Source organism: Vibrio algicola (assembly GCF_009601765.2).
Classification (GTDB): domain Bacteria; phylum Pseudomonadota; class Gammaproteobacteria; order Enterobacterales; family Vibrionaceae; genus Vibrio; species Vibrio algicola.
Window position 1 is genome coordinate 814,533 of record NZ_CP045699.1, and the last position, 18,617, is coordinate 833,149.

At 43.3% G+C, this 18,617-nt stretch carries 17 protein-coding genes and 2 pseudogenes; 11 read left to right on the forward strand and 8 right to left on the reverse strand.

Annotation, left to right across the window (positions count from 1 at the left end; translation table 11 throughout):
• Positions 1-31 precede the first annotated feature (31 nt).
• The 3 genes from GFB47_RS03720 (at position 32) to GFB47_RS03730 (ending at position 2,948) form a co-directional block, all read left to right on the forward strand.
• A complete protein-coding gene (locus tag GFB47_RS03720; protein WP_153446651.1) occupies positions 32-529 on the forward strand; it encodes a CvpA family protein in 498 nt (165 codons plus the stop codon).
• 42 nt (positions 530-571) lie between these two features.
• Positions 572-2,086: an amidophosphoribosyltransferase gene (purF, locus tag GFB47_RS03725; RefSeq protein WP_153446653.1), complete on the forward strand. Its 1,515-nt coding sequence runs from the start codon at positions 572-574 to the stop codon at positions 2,084-2,086.
• 139 nt (positions 2,087-2,225) lie between these two features.
• Entirely contained in the window at positions 2,226-2,948 is a 723-nt protein-coding gene (locus GFB47_RS03730) for an START domain-containing protein (RefSeq protein WP_225874289.1), read from the forward strand.
• A gap of 43 nt (positions 2,949-2,991) precedes the next feature.
• On the opposite strand, the gene GFB47_RS03735 is transcribed toward GFB47_RS03730, so the two are convergent.
• Positions 2,992-3,867, reverse strand: coding sequence for a LysR family transcriptional regulator (locus GFB47_RS03735; protein ID WP_153446655.1), 876 nt, complete (start codon positions 3,865-3,867; stop codon positions 2,992-2,994).
• 425 nt (positions 3,868-4,292) lie between these two features.
• Between GFB47_RS03735 and GFB47_RS03740 the strand changes: the two genes are divergently transcribed.
• The 6 genes from GFB47_RS03740 to recR all read left to right on the forward strand — a co-directional run bounded on the left by GFB47_RS03740 (position 4,293) and on the right by recR (position 10,274).
• On the forward strand, positions 4,293-5,408 hold the full coding sequence (locus GFB47_RS03740; protein ID WP_153448135.1) for a response regulator: 1,116 nt from the start codon (positions 4,293-4,295) through the stop codon (positions 5,406-5,408).
• 406 nt (positions 5,409-5,814) lie between these two features.
• Positions 5,815-6,222: a YbaN family protein gene (locus GFB47_RS03745; protein ID WP_407701696.1), complete on the forward strand. Its 408-nt coding sequence runs from the start codon at positions 5,815-5,817 to the stop codon at positions 6,220-6,222.
• Between the two features lie 71 nt (positions 6,223-6,293).
• Positions 6,294-6,839 carry an adenine phosphoribosyltransferase gene (apt, locus tag GFB47_RS03750; RefSeq protein ID WP_153446659.1) on the forward strand — a complete coding sequence of 182 codons (546 nt, stop codon included), beginning with the start codon at positions 6,294-6,296 and terminating at the stop codon, positions 6,837-6,839.
• 76 nt (positions 6,840-6,915) lie between these two features.
• Entirely contained in the window at positions 6,916-9,123 is a 2,208-nt protein-coding gene (gene dnaX / locus GFB47_RS03755) for a DNA polymerase III subunit gamma/tau (RefSeq protein WP_153446661.1), read from the forward strand.
• A gap of 114 nt (positions 9,124-9,237) precedes the next feature.
• A complete protein-coding gene (locus GFB47_RS03760; protein ID WP_153446663.1) occupies positions 9,238-9,567 on the forward strand; it encodes a YbaB/EbfC family nucleoid-associated protein in 330 nt (109 codons plus the stop codon).
• 107 nt (positions 9,568-9,674) lie between these two features.
• Entirely contained in the window at positions 9,675-10,274 is a 600-nt protein-coding gene (gene recR, locus GFB47_RS03765; RefSeq protein WP_153446664.1) for a recombination mediator RecR, read from the forward strand.
• Between the two features lie 51 nt (positions 10,275-10,325).
• Here recR and GFB47_RS03770 read toward each other — a convergent pair whose 3' ends face one another.
• The gene (locus tag GFB47_RS03770) at positions 10,326-10,574 is read right to left on the reverse strand and encodes a YkgJ family cysteine cluster protein (protein WP_153446665.1); all 249 of its coding nucleotides are present in this window, start codon (positions 10,572-10,574) and stop codon (positions 10,326-10,328) included.
• Positions 10,575-10,737: 163 nt separating this feature from the next.
• Here GFB47_RS03770 and GFB47_RS03775 point away from each other — a divergent pair, with 163 nt between their 5' ends.
• The gene (locus tag GFB47_RS03775) at positions 10,738-11,190 is read left to right on the forward strand and encodes a YcgN family cysteine cluster protein (RefSeq protein WP_153446667.1); all 453 of its coding nucleotides are present in this window, start codon (positions 10,738-10,740) and stop codon (positions 11,188-11,190) included.
• A 40-nt stretch (positions 11,191-11,230) separates the two neighbouring features.
• Here the strand turns inward: GFB47_RS03775 and GFB47_RS03780 are convergent.
• From GFB47_RS03780 to GFB47_RS03790, 3 genes and pseudogenes are all read right to left on the reverse strand, one after another.
• Positions 11,231-11,539, reverse strand: a pseudogene (locus GFB47_RS03780) (integrase core domain-containing protein); the annotation flags it as partial.
• 16 nt (positions 11,540-11,555) lie between these two features.
• Positions 11,556-12,632, reverse strand: a complete 1,077-nt coding sequence (locus tag GFB47_RS03785) for an IS110 family RNA-guided transposase (protein ID WP_153446669.1) — start codon at positions 12,630-12,632, stop codon at positions 11,556-11,558.
• A 272-nt stretch (positions 12,633-12,904) separates the two neighbouring features.
• Positions 12,905-13,782, reverse strand: a pseudogene (locus GFB47_RS03790) (IS3 family transposase); the annotation flags it as partial.
• Between the two features lie 116 nt (positions 13,783-13,898).
• On the opposite strand from GFB47_RS03790, the gene GFB47_RS03795 reads away from it, so the two are divergent.
• Complete coding sequence (locus tag GFB47_RS03795) at positions 13,899-14,198, forward strand: hypothetical protein (protein WP_153446670.1); 300 nt, start codon at positions 13,899-13,901, stop codon at positions 14,196-14,198.
• 349 nt (positions 14,199-14,547) lie between these two features.
• On the opposite strand, the gene GFB47_RS03800 is transcribed toward GFB47_RS03795, so the two are convergent.
• From GFB47_RS03800 to GFB47_RS03810, 3 genes are all read right to left on the reverse strand, one after another.
• Positions 14,548-16,224 carry a hypothetical protein gene (locus GFB47_RS03800; RefSeq protein WP_153446672.1) on the reverse strand — a complete coding sequence of 559 codons (1,677 nt, stop codon included), beginning with the start codon at positions 16,222-16,224 and terminating at the stop codon, positions 14,548-14,550.
• Between the two features lie 287 nt (positions 16,225-16,511).
• On the reverse strand, positions 16,512-17,270 hold the full coding sequence (locus tag GFB47_RS03805) for a hypothetical protein (protein ID WP_153446674.1): 759 nt from the start codon (positions 17,268-17,270) through the stop codon (positions 16,512-16,514).
• 236 nt (positions 17,271-17,506) lie between these two features.
• Positions 17,507-18,598, reverse strand: a complete 1,092-nt coding sequence (locus GFB47_RS03810) for an FUSC family protein (protein ID WP_153446676.1) — start codon at positions 18,596-18,598, stop codon at positions 17,507-17,509.
• Between the last annotated feature and the right edge of the window lie 19 nt (positions 18,599-18,617).

Consider the following 18,617-nt stretch of genomic DNA (forward strand, 5'->3'; position numbering starts at 1 on the left):
AAAATGCGCGCCAACTTAAGATGTAGATTTTATGATTTGGATAGATTTTGTCATTTTAGGGGTGATCGGCTTTTCGGCATTGATCAGTCTAGTTCGTGGTTTTGTTAAAGAAGCACTGTCTTTGGTAATTTGGTGTGGTGCATTTTATATTGCCAGCCATTATTATCTTAAATTAGCCGCTTATTTTACCAATATTGATAATGAAATGGTTCGCAATGGAGCAGCACTCGCCGCTTTATTTGTCGCCACATTAGTGGTTGGGGCCATTGTCAATTATGTGATTGCTCAACTAGTCAACAAAACGGGTTTGTCAGGTACTGACCGAGTGATCGGGGTGGTATTTGGTGCATTACGTGGCGTTCTAATCATTGCCGTTGTGTTGTTCTTTATGGATGCCTTTACAGCATTTCCAAGTTCAGATTGGTGGAAAGATTCGCAGCTTATCCCGCAATTTAGCCGGATAATCGCGCCGTTTTTCGACCATATAAAACAAACATCAAGCTTTTTGTCTGGCGCGCCGTCTCTGTAATTTACAGAGCGCGTCAGTGCTTTGCCAACCGAGGGTTAAAACATGTGTGGTATTGTTGGAATCGTAGGTATAACGCCTGTTAATCAATCGATTTATGATGCATTAACGGTGTTACAACATCGTGGCCAAGATGCCGCGGGTATTATTACCATAGATAGCAATCGTTTCCGTCTGCGAAAAGCCAATGGATTGGTGAAAGATGTATTCGAAGTGAAGCATATGCAACGCTTGCAAGGCACAGTTGGTGTCGGCCATGTTCGCTACCCAACCGCAGGCAGTTCAAGTGCCTCTGAAGCTCAGCCTTTTTATGTTAACTCGCCTTACGGCATTACTCTGGCGCACAATGGCAACTTAACCAATGCGAACGATATTCGTCAGTGGTTATTTGAGCAAGGTCGCCGCCACGTTAACACCACTTCCGACTCTGAAGTATTATTAAACATCTTAGCGCAAGAAATTGATCTCGCGGAAAGCTACCCGCTGACGCCAACCGATGTTTTTAATGCAATTAAGAAAGTGCATCAAACCGTGAAGGGTGCTTACGCGGTTTCTGCCATGATCATTGGCCACGGCATGGTGGCATTCCGTGACCCAAATGGTATTCGTCCTTTATGCTTAGGCAAGCGTATGGTCGGAGAACGTGCCGAATACATGGTGGCATCAGAATCAGTGGCACTTGATGCGGTTGGCTTTGATTTTGTGCGTGATGTCGCGCCAGGTGAGGCCATTTATGCCACTTTTGATGGTGAGCTTTTTACTGAACAATGCGCCGAGAATCCAAAGCTGAATCCATGTATCTTTGAGTTCGTTTATTTTGCTCGCCCAGATTCATTTATTGATAAAATTTCGGTGTACAGTGCTCGCCTTGAAATGGGCAGAAAGCTTGGCGAAAAAATCAAACGTGAGTGGGATGATCTTGATATTGATGTAGTGATCCCAATCCCTGAAACCTCGTGTGATATCGCACTTGAAATTGCTCAACTGATTGATAAACCATACCGCCAAGGCTTTGTGAAAAACCGTTATGTTGGTCGTACCTTTATCATGCCGGGTCAGCAACAACGTAAGAAATCTGTGCGTCGTAAACTCAATGCCATTCGCTCTGAGTTTAAAGGAAAAAATGTGCTATTAGTCGATGATTCGATTGTTCGTGGTACTACCTCTGAGCAGATCATTGAAATGGCACGCGACTCTGGTGCTAATAAAGTCTACATGGTCTCAGCAGCGCCAGAAGTTCGCTTCCCGAATGTGTACGGTATTGATATGCCAAGTGCCAACGAGTTGATTGCCCATGGGCGTGAACCAGAAGAAATCAGCAAGATGATTGGCGCAGATGCCTTAATGTTCCAAAGCATTGATGACCTTATCGCGGCAGTAGGCACCGGTAATCCGTCGATCAGCACCTTTGAGACCTCGGTATTCAGTGGGCAATACGTTACTGGTGATATCGATCAAGCTTATCTTGATGTGATTGATGCAATGCGTAACGACGACGCCAAACTGGATCAAGAACAATCCGATTTAGCCAATTTAGAAATGCACAACGAAGGTGCATGATCTAATACGACCAAAACGTATTGAATAACTAAAAACCAGCATTTGACGATGCTGGTTTTTTTACGCTTACAGAGTGTGAAACAGACGCTATATTTATAACAGTAGATGGAACTGGTATGGATAAATATTAGGCAAGGGGATGGAGATCATCATTTTTCAATTTCAACGACAAAGGTGGATGCGCGTCTTTATTGGGATCTGCTGTTTGATGCTGATTAATCTATTGCCAGCGCATGCCGAGCAACAAAACACTCTCCAATCAAAACAGCAATCATGGCAACTGTATAAAGAGCAAGATGGGATCCGCATCAGCCAATTTGAACACCCAAATGGCTTAGTGGAAATTCGCGCTATTATGCAAGTGAACACCAGTTTGAGTGGTTTTTTGTATTTACTACAAGATGTCGATAATGCGCCGCAATGGTTGGATAATGTCTATCGCACCCAAGTGTTAGAGCAGATTAATAGCAAAGAAAATATTGTTTATACTCAATTTAGCGCGCCGTGGCCTGCGCAAGATAGAGACATGGTGACGTATTCTTATTTCAGTCAATTAGACCGTGAGCACTTTATATTGGTGATTGAAGATGCCACCGCTTTCCTGCCACCGCAAGAGGGTTATATTCGTATTACCGATGTCAAAGCAAAATGGCAGCTGCAAAAGTTGGCTTCGGGTAAGACCCATATCATTTATACCGCGTTTGCCGATCCGGGTGGCGCTTTACCTGATTGGTTAGTCAATGATTTGGCGCGCAAAGGGGCGATGAATACGTTTATTGCGTTGCGTCAACGATTACCACTGTACCAACAAAAACAGCACCCAGATTTATTAACTGAGATAAAAAAAGAGCCTATGCCATAGCTGGCGTAAGCTCTTTATTTGAAAATAGATTAAATAGACCGCTTTATAGCGCTTCGTGACGCGCGATAAAATCGATCAGCAAACGTACTTTTTCAGGCTGATGATTTTTATGGTTATAAAGCATATAGATATCACGAGCGTTAGCACTCCAATCGTCGAGTACGCGAACCAAACGACCTTCATGTAAATACGCTTCGATCATTACATCTGGCATTAAGCTGATCCCAAGACCAAATGAACACGCCTTGCGAACCACATTTAATTCACTGGCCTCTAAACGGCCCTTTTCATTGATGGTTACGGACTCACCACGGCTATTGTTTAGCTGCCATTTGACCAAAGGTAACCCTTTCAGCAAAGCATGATGGCGCAAATCGTCAGCATGGTTTAATTCGCCACAATCTGCCAAGTATTTAGGGCTAGCGACCAAAACATCTTTCACTTGATTAATTTTACGAGCAATCAAGCTTGAATCACGTTGTGGGCCAACACGGAAAATCACATCCCATTCGGTTGGATCAAGTTGATCGGCATGATTTGTCATCGACAATTCAATACGAATATCGGGATACTGAGCCATAAACTCATTCAGCATCGGCATGATCATGCGTTTAGCGGTGTTCATTGGGGCAGAAATGCGCAATTTACCCGATGCCCCTCGACATTCATCAGAAATACTTTCTGTGGTTTGGGCGAGGTTCTTCAGTAACGGTGAACATTCATCATAAAAGCGTTGACCGGCTTCTGTTAAAGACAATTTACGAGCATTACGATTAAGTAGGCGTAAATTTAACCCCTCTTCTAATGCTTGAATACGACGCGTGATCGTAGCAACAGGAATAGCAGTTTTGCGTGAGGTTGCAGTATAACTACCGTTCTCAACCACTAAGCGGAATAAATTTAAATCATCAAGTTTCATAGTATTGGACACTTTAGGAATACCTCATTGGTATTAGTGTAACTGAAGATTGCATTTTTGAGTTGTTTAATATCAAATTTATCACAACCAAAGTAAAAACATTGCCCTGTATTCAAGTTCAATTTGAACAACGACAAAAATATTACTACTTTATATAAGGTCAATATAGCGAATGGCGAACGGATTTTAACGCAAAACGAGATTATTACTCTAATTTTGTTAGCTAATTCTCAGTAAAATAAAGTAGATGAAAAAAAATGGCTATACTGTGGTCAAATCTATCAATAACGGCATTTTAGGTGGCTTAGATTTTATGAAGCGCCAGCTTTCAACCAGCAACATAGTCTTAGTCAGTTGCACTGGTATTAATAATTGAGGGGGGCGATATGGATATCACCAGTCAATCATCGGGAGGTTTTTCAAGTATGCATAAAAGTAGCATGACAATACCACAAGTTGATTCGGCAGTTAATCGCGATATGCAATCTATTATGCTAGTCGATGATGACCCTATTTTTAGAACTATGATGGCGACGTTTTTATCGACCAAAAACTATCAGGTTGTTGAAGCAAGCAATGGTTTAGAGGCGTTACAATTACTGCGAGATCATGTGCCCGATCTTATTGTGTGTGATCTTGATATGCCGATCATGAGTGGGATTGAGTTAGTTGAAGAAGTCAGTTGGCAATTTCCTATGCTGCCAATGATTGTGGTCTCGGCGACCGAAGACATGCGAGATGTGGCGAAAGTATTACGTTTTGGGATCAAAGATTTTCTCACTAAACCAATTTCTCAGCTGCAAAACTTTGCCTCTGCTATCCACACCAGTCTCGAAGAGTCGAAAACCAACCCTTCATTTTCAAGAGATTTTTCAAGCCAATGGTTCAATATTAATGAATCGGGCGATATGCCAGAAGAAAAAGAACTGTATTGGCATTTGAATCACTTGAAAGAACATGATGTTACCGCAAGAGATTTGCTACAGGCATTACAACCACCACGCGATACTCAGCAAGGGCGCTGGCGTTGCAGTTACCATATTCTACAACCTGCCGAAGCTATGCCTTTGGTGTTTGATTATTCATGGTTGATGGAAGGGCGCTTTGCCTTCTATTTGGTTGATGCTGCTTCTGGTGAAGATAATGGCGTTGCTACATCCTTGTTGATCCGAGCATTATTCAATGACTTTATTCGCACCCGTAAACAAAGCCATTCAGATTTAAAAGATTTAGCAGAGCTGTTAGAAAAAGGCATCAGTTGTACCGATTGCGCTGAACCGATTAAGGCATTATTTGGTATTGCCGATATGGTGGATGGTAGTTTGTCTATCTTGCCCGCAGGGTTAGAGAGTCATTGGTATGTGGCTGACGATGCCACCGGAAAAAATCAAGCCATTGAAACTGGGATTGAATTAGGCAAAGGCTGCGTCAAAAATTTTGTTACCAGTGATTTGCCCATGCGACGTGGTGGTGATCTAGTCTTGAGTGATTTAGGTTTTAGAAGCTTTAAGTTAACCATTAAAAATTTAACCTGTGACTAACACTTCGATTACATGAGGTCGACCACAGATTTATAATAACCATAATTTCTCTCGGTATTTACATTCAAGCACTTCTTTTATACTGATGCTTTAATCAAGGAGGATTTACTGTGTCAGATACCGATCATCAAGAACCATTTAATGCCTTTTATTTACTAGGCATTTTCGCCGCGTTACTTTTACCCACTCTCCCAGCAACATTGGCTTGGATACAATTGCTTAACCTTTAATGTCATTGAGTAATGACTTAGCAACATAAGTTAAGTTAGACTGTTCACCTTCCGGTTTTTTGTTATAACTAAGCAAAACGGAAGGTGAACCGCTCTGCCAATAGCTTGTTTATTTACGCTTGTTTTTGTGTGAGCACTCGTCTTATACCCAAGTAACTTGAGTATATAACACAAGGATACTGATCATAATTCGTAAAATACTCCTTAATGTTGTTGGCGGTCTAGCGCTATTTTTAGGTGTATTAGGTATCTTCTTACCTTTACTACCGACAACGCCATTTTTATTATTAGCCAGCGCTTGTTTTATGCGAAGCAATGATAAATTTCACGCTTGGATCCACAACCATCCTCATCTTGGGCCAATCATAAACAATTGGCAGCAACACGGCGCTGTGGCCCCACAAGTCAAAAAGCGCGGCTATGTTTTACTATCTTTTAGCTTTTTGTTTTCTTTCATTATGATGCCGCATTGGTGGATGAAAGCAGGTTTAGTCGCAGGGTTTTGTGTGCTGTTTTTTTGTTTTTCACGTATGCCTGTTTACGACCCTCAAACCGTTAATATTGAAGCCGAAGAAAATCCTTAATTAAATGATTACTGTCAGTGGGTGAAATGGTAAAATCAGCCATCTCGCTTTCAACGATTAAGAATTTTATTATGACGACTGACACTTTAGCATTGATTAAAAACAGCATTAAAACTATCCCAGACTACCCAAAAGCTGGGATTTTATTCCGCGATGTCACCAGTTTGATGGAAGAGCCGAAAGCTTATCAAGCCACTATTCAGTTGTTAGTTGAAAAATATCAATCTATGGGGTTCACTAAAGTAGTTGGTACTGAAGCTCGTGGTTTTCTATTTGGTGCGCCATTGGCTTTAGAATTAGGTCTAGGTTTTATTCCTGTTCGTAAACCGGGGAAATTACCGCGTGAAACCGTCTCTCAGTCATACCAGTTAGAATATGGCACCGATACTTTAGAGATTCATACCGATGCGATTCAAGCCGGAGATAAAGTATTAGTGGTTGATGATCTTCTTGCTACTGGCGGCACCATTGAAGCGACAGTAAAGCTTATTCGTCAATTAGGCGGTGAAGTCGAGCATGCGGCGTTTGTGATTAACCTGCCTGAAATCGGTGGCGAAGCGAAATTAAAATCACTCGGTTTAACGGTGTACAGTATTTGTGAATTTGCTGGACACTAAGCTATATCTGCCTTCATCTTTCTATGGGGTTTTTAATACCTATGGAATAAGCAATGGTTAACAATCGGAATTATTAATGAGTTATCTCGCATTAGCACGTAAATGGCGTCCAGCTAAATTTAATCAAGTAGTGGGGCAAGATCATGTCGTGACCGCACTAGAAAACGCCTTGAAGCAAAATCGTCTGCATCACGCTTATTTATTTAGCGGTACTCGAGGGGTGGGTAAAACCTCTATTGGACGTTTATTTGCCAAAGGACTCAATTGTGAAACCGGTATTACCGACAATCCTTGCGGCGTATGCGACAGTTGTGCTGAGATCGATCAAGGTCGTCATGTCGATTTACTAGAAATTGATGCAGCGTCACGTACCAAAGTGGAAGATACGCGTGAACTGCTGGATAACGTGCAATATAAACCGGCGCGTGGTCGCTTCAAAGTATACTTAATTGATGAAGTACACATGTTGTCGCGCCACAGTTTTAATGCATTACTCAAAACGCTAGAAGAGCCACCTGAATATGTGAAGTTCTTGCTGGCGACGACAGATCCTCAAAAATTACCCGTCACGATTTTATCGCGCTGCCTACAGTTCCATCTAAAACCTATCAGTTCAGATCAAATTCATCAGCAACTTGATCATGTGTTAGGGGAAGAAAGCATCACTTCAGAGCCGCGTGCATTAGGGCTTATCTCCCATGCAGCCGATGGCAGTATGCGTGATGCGTTAAGTTTATCGGATCAAGCGATTGCTTTAGGTAATGGCCATATTGGCACTCAAACTGTGGTCAATATGCTCGGCACGCTCGATACCGAACAAGCGGTGTATTTACTGGAAGCAATCAGCAGCAAGCAACCGCAAGTGGCAATGGATTGTTTAGAACAACTGGCCGCTAACGGGATCGCTTGGGACGGGTTACTGAAAGAGCTCAGTACTCAACTTCATCGTGTTGCCATGTATCAAGCTTTGCCTGCAACCTTGAATAAAGAGCAGCCAGACGCTGAGCGTATTATTTTACTGAGCCAATCGTTAAACCCACAAGATGTACAACTGTATTATCAGATGACATTGAAAGGGCGTGGTGATTTACCTCTAGCACCATCAGAAAAAATGGCTGCAGAAATGCTAGTGTTGCGAATGTTGGCATTTCGACCTGCTCAGGCAATAAACGCCAACCCAATTGCACTACCACAAACTCAAACTATGAGTGTGCCGGTAGTAGAAAGCGCGCCAGCGTCTCGACCAGCAGCAATTTCTCGACCAGCAGCAATTTCTCGACCAGCACCAATGTCGACGACAACGGCTAAGGCACCATCCTCGCCAGCGCAAAATCAATACCCACCACATCAGCAGCAGATGCCATCTCAGCCGGTGCAGAATCAGTCTCAGATGCCTCAACAGCAAGCAGCCGATCGCCAAGTAGCGAATGTGCCACCTCAAAACGTGCAACAACCGCCTGTTTCAGCGCCAGTCACGCCACCTAAGTCGACTCAACCACCTCAAGCGGTTAAGCCGACAGAACCGGTGGAAAATAAACCAGCTTCATTAACGGGCTTGCGACATCAATTGCGCAGTCAGCGTGATAAACCCGCTGCGAGTGAATCTGGAGAAACTGGGGTAAAAAAGACTAAAGCGACACCTGCTAATACTGCATCATCTTCGGTACTTGAACGCATTGCCAGTAAACATACGGCAGCAGCGGTTCAAGCCGTGCAGGGGTCGCCGAATGGAACGCCTGGCGTCACAGGACCTGAGCAAAGTGATAGTAATGAACCGTATCAATGGAAGTCCACTCAACCTAAAGTGGTGGATAGCGCGGCCACTAGCGAGTTAACACCGACTCAAATTAAGCAAGCGCTTGAGCATGAAAAAACGCCAGAGATGGTAAAAAAGCTATTAAATGAAGCGATTGAAAAAGATGAGTGGACGGCAGCCATCCAAAATTTCTCGACCGCAAAACTGGTCGAACAACTGGCGTTAAATTCAACATTCAGTAAACAAGATAACCTGATCACTTTGCACTTGCGTGAGCAGCAAACCCATTTAATTAATGAGCGAGCCCAGCAAGAATTAACCGCGGCGTTATCGCAACATTTCCAGCAGTCTTGTGAATTAAAAATAGTGATTGGCAGTGAAGGTACGACACCATTAGAGCTGCGCGAGAATCTTTACCAAGAAAAATTGCAGCAGGCATTTGTTAGCTTGCAAGATGATCCGAATGTGCAGTTTCTACAAAAACGTTTTGCAGCAAAATTAGACACCAGCAGTGTTAGGCCGATATAACTGACTGATGGTAGAAATGATCACTAGCATAAAGTTATTAGATTAGGGTTGAAAGAGAGATCAGTTGACCCAATTATTAATATATAAACCGTAATTAATGAATGAGAGAACACTATGTTTGGTAAAGGCGGAATGGGCAACATGATGAAGCAAGCTCAGCAAATGCAAGAGCGCATGCAAAAGCTTCAAGAAGAAATCGCAGCGATGGAAATCACTGGTGAATCGGGTGCAGGTTTAGTTAAAATCACCATCACCGGCAGCCACAGTGTTCGTCGTGTCGACATCGACCCAAGCCTAATGGAAGATGACAAAGAAATGTTAGAAGATTTGGTTGCTGCAGCTTTCAATGATGCAGCACGTCGAGTTGAAGAAACTCAAAAAGAAAAAATGGCAGGCGTGACTGGCGGTATGCAATTACCACCAGGTATGAAAATGCCTTTCTAAGGCCATTTATACTTGGATATATTATCCATTTGATATAAAGAGCAAAGCCAGCCGAGCTTTGCTTTTTTTGATTTTTGCTAGCAATAAATTCAATGAGAGAGTCAGCAATGCGCACAAGTAGTATGTTGGAACAGTTAATGGAAGCACTTCGTTGTTTACCTGGAGTCGGTCCTAAATCTGCCCAACGCATGGCTTTCCATTTGTTGCAGCGTAATCGTAAAGGCGGCTTGCAATTAGCCGAAGCCTTGTCGCAAGCGATGACGGAGATTGGTCATTGTGATCAATGCCGAACCTTTACCGAACAAGATACTTGTCATATTTGCACCAATCCTAAACGCCAAGCCAATGGTCAAATGTGTGTGGTCGAAACCCCAGCCGATATCGCCGCCATTGAAGCAACTGGACAATTTTCGGGCCGCTACTTTGTGTTGATGGGGCATTTGTCGCCACTCGATGGCATCGGGCCTAGCGATATCGGATTAGATTTGTTGGATTATCGTCTGGCTCAAGGGGATGTGGAAGAAGTGATTTTAGCCACTAACCCAACAGTAGAAGGTGAAGCGACGGCGCATTATATCGCTCAACTGTGCAAAGCGCATAGCGTAGGAGCCAGTCGAATAGCTCACGGCGTACCAATGGGGGGCGAATTAGAATTGGTGGATGGCACCACGTTATCGCACTCATTGTTAGGGCGATTAAAGTTATAAAGTTATAAAGTTATAAAAGCTATAAAAGCTATAAAAGCCATATTCACGCTATCAAGTCAGCTGCTCTAATTCAGTTATAATTTGAATGGCTTGTTGTGAGTCTGTGCCGCAAATATCGCGATCGGCTTTAAAACGATGACACACCGCAGGCCGTTCAGGCTTGCCAAAGAGCTTACATAAATTGTCATCGTTTAATTGAATGCAGCGTACTCCTGCCGGTTTGCCATTGGGCATACCAGGAATAGCGGATGAAATACTGGGTGCAATACAGCACGCACCACAACCTAAACGACAATCCATAAATCTTCTTACTCGCAAATAAAACCGGCGCAGATAGTAGCAAAAGGCGCTCTATTCGCCTAGCCTAACTTGATATTTAGCCGAAATAAGCGTATAAAACGCAGCCTCAAGATGATTAAATATTAGCGTCTAAATTATTCTCTTTAGCTTACAGGCACACAGCATGACAATCCCATTTTGGCAAAGCAAAACACTACAACAGATGACAGAGCAAGAGTGGGAGTCATTATGTGATGGCTGTGGTAAATGCTGCTTGCATAAGTTAATGGATGAAGACAGTGATGAAGTGTATTACACCAATGTTGCGTGCAGTTGGCTTAACAGTAAAACCTGCAGTTGCAAAGATTACCCTAATCGTTTTGAATCGGGTGAAGAGTGTCTAAAATTAACTCGCGATAAAATTGATGAATTTAACTGGTTGCCAGAAACCTGTTCATATCGCCTATTAGCAGAAAACAAACCACTGCCTGAATGGCACCCGTTGATCACCGGTTCAAAGTCTGCCATGCATGCTGCTGGTGAAAGTGTGCGTAATAAAGTGGTGTATGAAATTGATGTGGTCGATTGGGAGGAGCACATTCAAAACTTACCTGATAGACTAAAATCTCATAATTAACTTTCAAAGTTGAGAATGCTGTGTATGCTGGTTGTAGTGGTCAATGAAAATTGGCCACAGTTTTAGAGTTTTCCCAATATAATTGTTCCGATCTATTAGGTGTTAACCCTCCATTATATTGATGCGGTCTGAGTCGGCTGTAATAACCTGTTATATATTTAATGATGTCTAACCTAGCTTCCGAAAAGCTACGATAGCCCGTAATGGGCATCCATTCTGTTTTAAAGCTTCGAAAGAAACGCTCCATCGGAGCGTTATCCCAGCAATTACCACGACGTGACAAACTTTGTTTTAGTTGGTAACGCCATAGTAATTGACGATAATAGCGACTCGTATAATGGCTTCCTTGGATGCCCTTCTAAGAGTCAAGTCGTTATTTGTATACTGTTGATTAAGGCGTTTCTATTTTTCAAAAGGTAATAAATTTCACGTGCTATGTATCTTTTTAAGCAGCGTATAGCTTCCATTTTTGATAATCCATCAGCCGTTCGTTTTTTGATGTAATCCTTTGAACGCTGCTCAGTTCTAAGTCTACCAATCGCAATAATATGGAGTGCACTATTTGCAGCTCTATCACCACCTCGATTAAGCCTGTGTCTATTGGTTTTTCCTGAGGATGCAGGTATAGGGCTAACTCCACATAACGCAGCAAAACTAGATTCAGAGTTTAAACGTTCAGGGTTATCACCCAACGTTATCAATAATTGTGCGGCGGATTCGTATCCAACGGCTTTTTGTTCGATTAATTCAGGAGCAAGCATGTCAACGATAGAAGAAATCATTTTATCTAAATCCGCAATCTCGTCATGAAGTTCAAGATATCTACGAGCTAAGGATTTAAATACGATCCTATATGCGCTAGAAATATTTTTGTAAGCTGTTAAATCAGGTCTGCTTGATGCTAGTGTGCGAATCAAAGTCATACGAGTCATATGTCTTAATGTATCTCTTATTTCGTCGGGGGAAGATACAATGCTCGTTCTAATCATCTGAAGGGCAACAGTTCGAGCTGCCATTGCTGTTTTACGGCAACCTTTAAGTATTCTTAGCGACTCAACCATCCCATCTCGCGTCTTTGGCGTCACCGTGCGTAATTTACTATACGCGGCATGAGCAGCATTTTCTGCGTCTATTGTGTCATCCTTGCCTCGTTTTCTTCGATCAACCTTATCTGGTGCTGTTACTTCCAATACTTCAATGCCACTGCTTTGCATATAACGAAGCAAGCCCAAACCATACGTCCCTGAACACTCAATACCCACACGTGATATTTTACCAAATGAAGACATCCACTTTAGCATTTCCTTATATCCATGGCGGGTTGCTGGGAAGTATTCACTTGATAATACTTGATTAGAATCATTGACGATGGCAGCAACGTGGATATCTTTATGAGTATCCACTCCACCAATGACATAAGATGAGATTGTACTGGTATTCATTATTGACTCCTTCACTATATGATCATGGACAAGAGTCACAAAACCAAATACTTGGACAAGACAGTAATGGGACAGGCGTCAGGCCCTTCTTGAGTCACAAATATTGGCGAGGCAACCCTCACCAAATAATGAAACTAAGCAATCGACAGATCCAAGGAAGGACACATAAGGTCGATCGCTGTGTGGGTCAGAAAGCTCAGAACATTATTGGTACCATCTTTCAAGCATGAACCAACTTTCTTAGTTAGTGTATGATGAAATCTAGCCAACACATTATTACTATCGCTGTGGAACATAACGCCTTTCGGTTTCCCACGAGACTCAAAAGCCATTGTTAGTGCTTTTCCTGTTAATTTGCTATCTGGTGATAACGACATTGCCCAGCCAATTGGTTTACGTGCGAATAAATCAATGACAACAGCTAAATACATCCAACGATTTCCAGCCCAAATGTAAGTCACATCTCCTACCCAAACTCGATTTGGTTCAGTTACTGCAAATTGTCGATCAAGATGATTAGGTATTTCAATATGCTCTTGTGGCGCTCGTTTGTATTTATGCTTGGACATTTGGCAACTAACTAAGCCAAGTGATTTCATTAACTTAGAAGCACGATAACGACTCATAGGTACATTTTTAGCTATTAGCATATCCGCTATGCTTCTCGCTCCTGCTGAACCATTACTCGCAATATGAACTTCTTTGATTAAGCTTTTAAGCTTAATCAATTCAACATTCGGCATTTTTGAGCGTGCTTTCCAGTACTTATAACTGCTTCGATTTACACTGAACACTTTGCATAATGTAGTAACGCTATAGCTCTGCTTGAGTTTTTCGATTATCGAAAATTGTTCAGTGAGTCGGACATCACCAGAGCTGTAGCCTTTTTTAAAATTTCATTATGTTCTTCCAGACGAGCAACTTTTTTCTCTAATTCGCGAATTTTAAGTTGCTCAGGTGTTATTGGCGTTGCTTTAGGCTTTATCCCATTGTGCTCTTGACGTAATTGGCGTACCCATTTATCCATTGTCGATTTGCCAACGCCCATGGCGCTAGCGGCTTCTTGAACGGTGTAACCTTGTTCGGTTACTAACAATGCAGATTCAAGTCGAAATTCAGGGCTAAATGTTGGTCTTGTTCGTTTTGTCATAATTGGCACCTATTGATATATGAGGTGATGATATCACCTCTAATTAGGTGGCCAAAATCACCGTACCACTACAACATCCAAGTATTGATTAGTCTTATCAGCGACAGGAGTTCACAATGAAAGTTTATGGACAAAAAACGATAGAGGTCGTTGTTGATCGATGTTGTGATATCTGTGGTACTAGCGTGATGGTCGTCGATTCAAATGGCGTAAAGTTAGAAGAGGTTGGTGAACTGACTGCTAACTGGGGATTTGGGTCAAAAATGGACGGTATTACCCACCACCTTGATATGTGTGAAAGTTGTTTTCAAGTTGCATTATCTGCTCTAAAGGGGCATCGTAGATGCATTGTGATGTTCGATGATGAGCAAGACCTTCCCGATGAAAAATTTGGTCAACAACCTGTTGGTGGCTAAAATCAGACTCGCTTGTTAGTGACAAAAGCCGTTTCCCAATTGTGCAACAGCCTGTTGCACAAATCAGTCAAAATCAAAAATGCCCCATTTAGCGTTACAAATCCATCACGCAGGCTGGGTCACGCAACTTGCGTGATAACTTACCTTTGCCCCATTATGCGTTTGCGAACAGGTTTCCTGTAACCTATTATTTAGTAGTAATAAATTTTCTAATGGCCCTATGCAATGTTGTAACTGATTGTAGATTAAAAACTCCAATTTCTATCGTAAGTCGACAGAGTATATTCCTTACTTGAAAGAAAATGCACCCAGCTCAGTAGGGGCTAAGCCAGGCGCACAAAGCGTAAGGTTAGAAGCGATAGCCAAAATTTAATGTCATCGCGTCTCGTGTTTCGCCTTTGTTGTACATAAAGGTCAGGTTGTAGTTTCGACCAAATTGCTTGTTAAACCCGACCACATACGCCCATTTGTTTAAATCCACTCCTATGTCGTAGTCAAACTCGATATCGCCAGTTTTAACGTGTCCGTCCATGCGCGGCTCAAGGCCTTGGTATTCCGCCCCAACAAAGAGTTGTGCTCGATAATCCACCAGCTGATAGCCAACCATAGGTTGTATGGTCGCAATAGGGTCGCCCCACTCAGTGGTCCCCTTAAGGCGTGTTTGTGAAACAGTACCGGTGACCGAGGCAAAAAACTCGCGATACCCTACCGACAGTGTGGTACCGACACCTCGCAAGTCGTATTCAAGGTGCAGTGGGATCCCAACCCTTCCGGTGTCACATAAGAGACCGTAGCTTTCACTATCACAAAATTTATCCCCTAGTCCCGGTCGTCCGGGTAGCGTTGGTAGCTGGTTGAGCTTATCTCGGATGAACTCTCCCGCCGCTCCAGTGTATTCGGCATCGACTTTTGCATCGACGTTGATTTTGCCGATGTAGCCAAACACATTCCAAAAAGGAAGAATGTTGATATCACCACGAATGCTTAGGCTCTCGGCTTTGACCGTACCAATTGAGTCTTCAGGATCAAACAGCTCGTTGAGCCTGACACCATCGAGGACAAAGTCGTTAAAGGGGATGTTCATGTTTTGATTTCGATAGGCGACCGACACCCCATACGGCCGTGGTAAATCAATGCCTTTTCTTCGGACTATGTCGCCCATTAATGGAAAGATGCGATCCAGCTTAACACTCACTTCACGAATACGCGGGTCGGATACTTCGCTAAGCAGTGTCTGGTGAATAATATCCACGCCGTGCTCTTCACTGTAGAGTGCGACAGGCTCTGTAATCGAAGTAACATGAACGGGTTTATTTTTCTGAGTCCCAGTGATGTCGATCGCTTTCTTGCTTAGGATCAACTTACCGCTTTCGAGTGTTGAAAAAGTGATGGTCTGGCGATATTGCTCAACACGAACACCCTCATATTCAAATGGCTTCGCATTGGTAATGGTCATCCGTTGAGGTACGCCGTCCTTCACTAAGAACTCAACACGCATAAAGCGAAAGTATGCGATGTCTTGCGGCAAGCCATATTTAGAGTAATTAAAGCTCACAATACTAGTGCCATTAGCCAAATCTGTCGCAGTGACGCTATTTGGGTCATAGCTTTGGGCGTAATCACGTAAACGGTATTCTGTGCGAGTGTTACGTTCAATTTCACTGATCGCATCATCTTGCTCATCCAGTTCACTAGGGTTGTATTTGATGCGCAGATCAATGTTGCCCTTTTCGTCGGTATCTTTGACTAGGAATACTCGAGATTTACGCACTTGGTCGCCGATAGTGATGGTGCGCTCCACATGTTCAACTAAGTGTTCCCCGGCTGTGAGCGAGCTCAAACCCAAGCGAGGTAAATCGTCGCTGATGCCATAGCGATTAAATACCTCTTGACCATGAGCCATAATTTCTGAGTAGGTTTGTATGCCAGCCGATGTTTGCGGTTGTTCTGCACTAAGCCCGCCAAAGCTGACAACGGAGCTGATAAGTGCAGTAAGTAGAATCGTTGTGTGTGCTAGTTTACGCATAGTGTTTTAGTTCCAAATCCATCGATTTTCACCCCTATGAAAATTCAATGGTTTGCTATTCACAGAACGGCCATGTTCTGTGTTTGTGTTCATGGCCCAGACTGTATTAAGTGGGCTTGGCAATAATTTTATCGCTGAACATCGCGCGCCAATAATCGGGTTTGGAGGACCAGATCCTACCGAAATAGGGTCGGAGCCTTGCACATTGCTGATTGGGCCAAAAACAAAAAAAGCCTGCGTTTTCACGCAGGCGATTTAAGGACAGTAGGACAGGTGAGATGAGAGTGTTATAGGTATACTTTGTAGTTAAACCATACGCGGTTTTCATTGATGTCGACGTGTTTGCTACTCGACTCCATGCTGCCCGAGGTGTTTTCGAACTTAACTTGGCCCCAACGGGTTTTATCTGCGCTCAGTGGTGTAGCCGCCATTAAGGTGGTTTTCACTGTGGTTGAGTCAATGTCACCGCTCAAGTAAGTCACTTCTGGGTATAACGCTAAGAACGTGCCATCTTGGCCAGTTTTCCATACCGCGTATGCCGCGCCCATTCCGCCAACTAGGCTATCGTCAGTGACGTTAAACGCACTCATTGACTGGTCAGAGTAAGTCCCGGTTAGAGCGTCAACACGGGCAAAAAACGTTAGTGAGTCAATTGGGGTGCGGAAAATTGAAATGGCACCGAGTGCGGCCGTGGTTGCCGTGTCATTATCGACAACATCAAGCGACACAGCGACACGTGGCGAGACCGAGTTACCAGTATTGAATACATGGAAGTACTGGAAGCGACTATCACTGTACTCGCCTTCTTTGTTCATTGTTCCTTCTAGCGAGAACATCGACTCCATACCATTTTCGTATTGGTAAGAGATAGACCCAGAGGCTTTAACGTCGCCATTATTGCTTGCACCGACATAAAAAGTTGAGTAGGCGCGAGTCATATCTGATGCGTCAAGTGCTTCGCTGTTTGCATTGTCTGCAGCGTGAGCGCCTGAAACTAGCGTAGTGCCGATAAGAGTGATTAAGAGTGCTTTTTTAAAATGGTTCATAGTGTAGATTCCACAAGTTGTTTTGATTGGGTATGTGGAGATTTTATGAGGGAATTAGAAAGCGAGTTAATCGCATATGATCGATTAAATCCTATAAAGTGAGCGTAATAGCGTAGTTATGATGATTAATCAGCGACGTTTCCTCGAGAGGCGAATAAATCAGAGTACGGTATAAATAGAAACAGCCTTGACGAGAATCAAGGCTGTGGCATTAAGGACGTTCAGGCGGGAAGTGATTATTTATCGAACGCGACCTTCGTTTTACAGGGTGTAAGTAGATCGGAAACAAGTTTGGCTATCGCCAGAATAATCAATACATAGACCAGCATCATCAGCGGCATTTCGATAGTATAGTAAGGCGTGAGGTTTAACGCGCTGGAGGAGAGTACCAACAGCAAGTTGACGCCGAGCACGCGAAAAATCCCCAATCGCACAGTATCGAACACCTTCCAAATAGCCACAATGTTAATGAAGTAAAACGCGAGCAACTGCCACAATTTAGTGAAGGATGGCATGATCAACGAGTACTGTAGTAGGTAGAATCCCCCTAAACCAATGGCGCCAAAGCACGCATCTCTAATCGCACTGGTGGGTAGCGGGGGAAGATTGGTGGCAAAGATGCCGGCAATCATTGGGAATACAAAGCCGCCAGGAATGGGCAGATAGACCCACGCCAATATGCAGGCCAGAAAGGTACTGGTCCCTTGCAGCACTTTTCTCCAATCGTCTTTAAGATGCTGCTTTAGGCTGCGTTGTCTTAACGAAGGTTTATGACTTGAATAACGCTGGGCCATATAAAGTAAGGCTGCAGGTAGCAGAGGCTCAGTCGGCGGCATTTTCCAAGTCGATTCGAGGTTGTGTTCAATGTCTGCGAGGTAATTGGCCAAGTCACTGGGCTTATGGCTGAGGCTGTCAAGAAGATGCACAATCACATCGACTTCTCTCACTCTTTCTAAGCACTGGTGCTGATAATACTTCAAGTCGTAGCTGCCATGATTCGGCAGCTCAAGCAAGTGATGAAGCTGACTGACATTGCGCTGAATATGCTCAATGTTCTCGCTAGTTAGCCTGCCATTGTGATAGTGATTGAGCGCTCGCAGTAACTCGGCATGTAGCTGCCAATAGCGATGTGCAAATACCGTCTCAGTACTCACTGGCCAAATTAGGCGATATATGAAGGTAAATACACCAATTCCCAGTAAGGTTTCTTGTAACCTTAGGATGATGTAGTCAAAGGTATTTAAGCTGTCGAAGCCTCCCATACAGCAGATGATGGTACAGACGGTGTAGCCTTGAACAAAGAGATAGCCGCGCTTTTCATCGCTCACGAATAAAAGTTGGCGACCA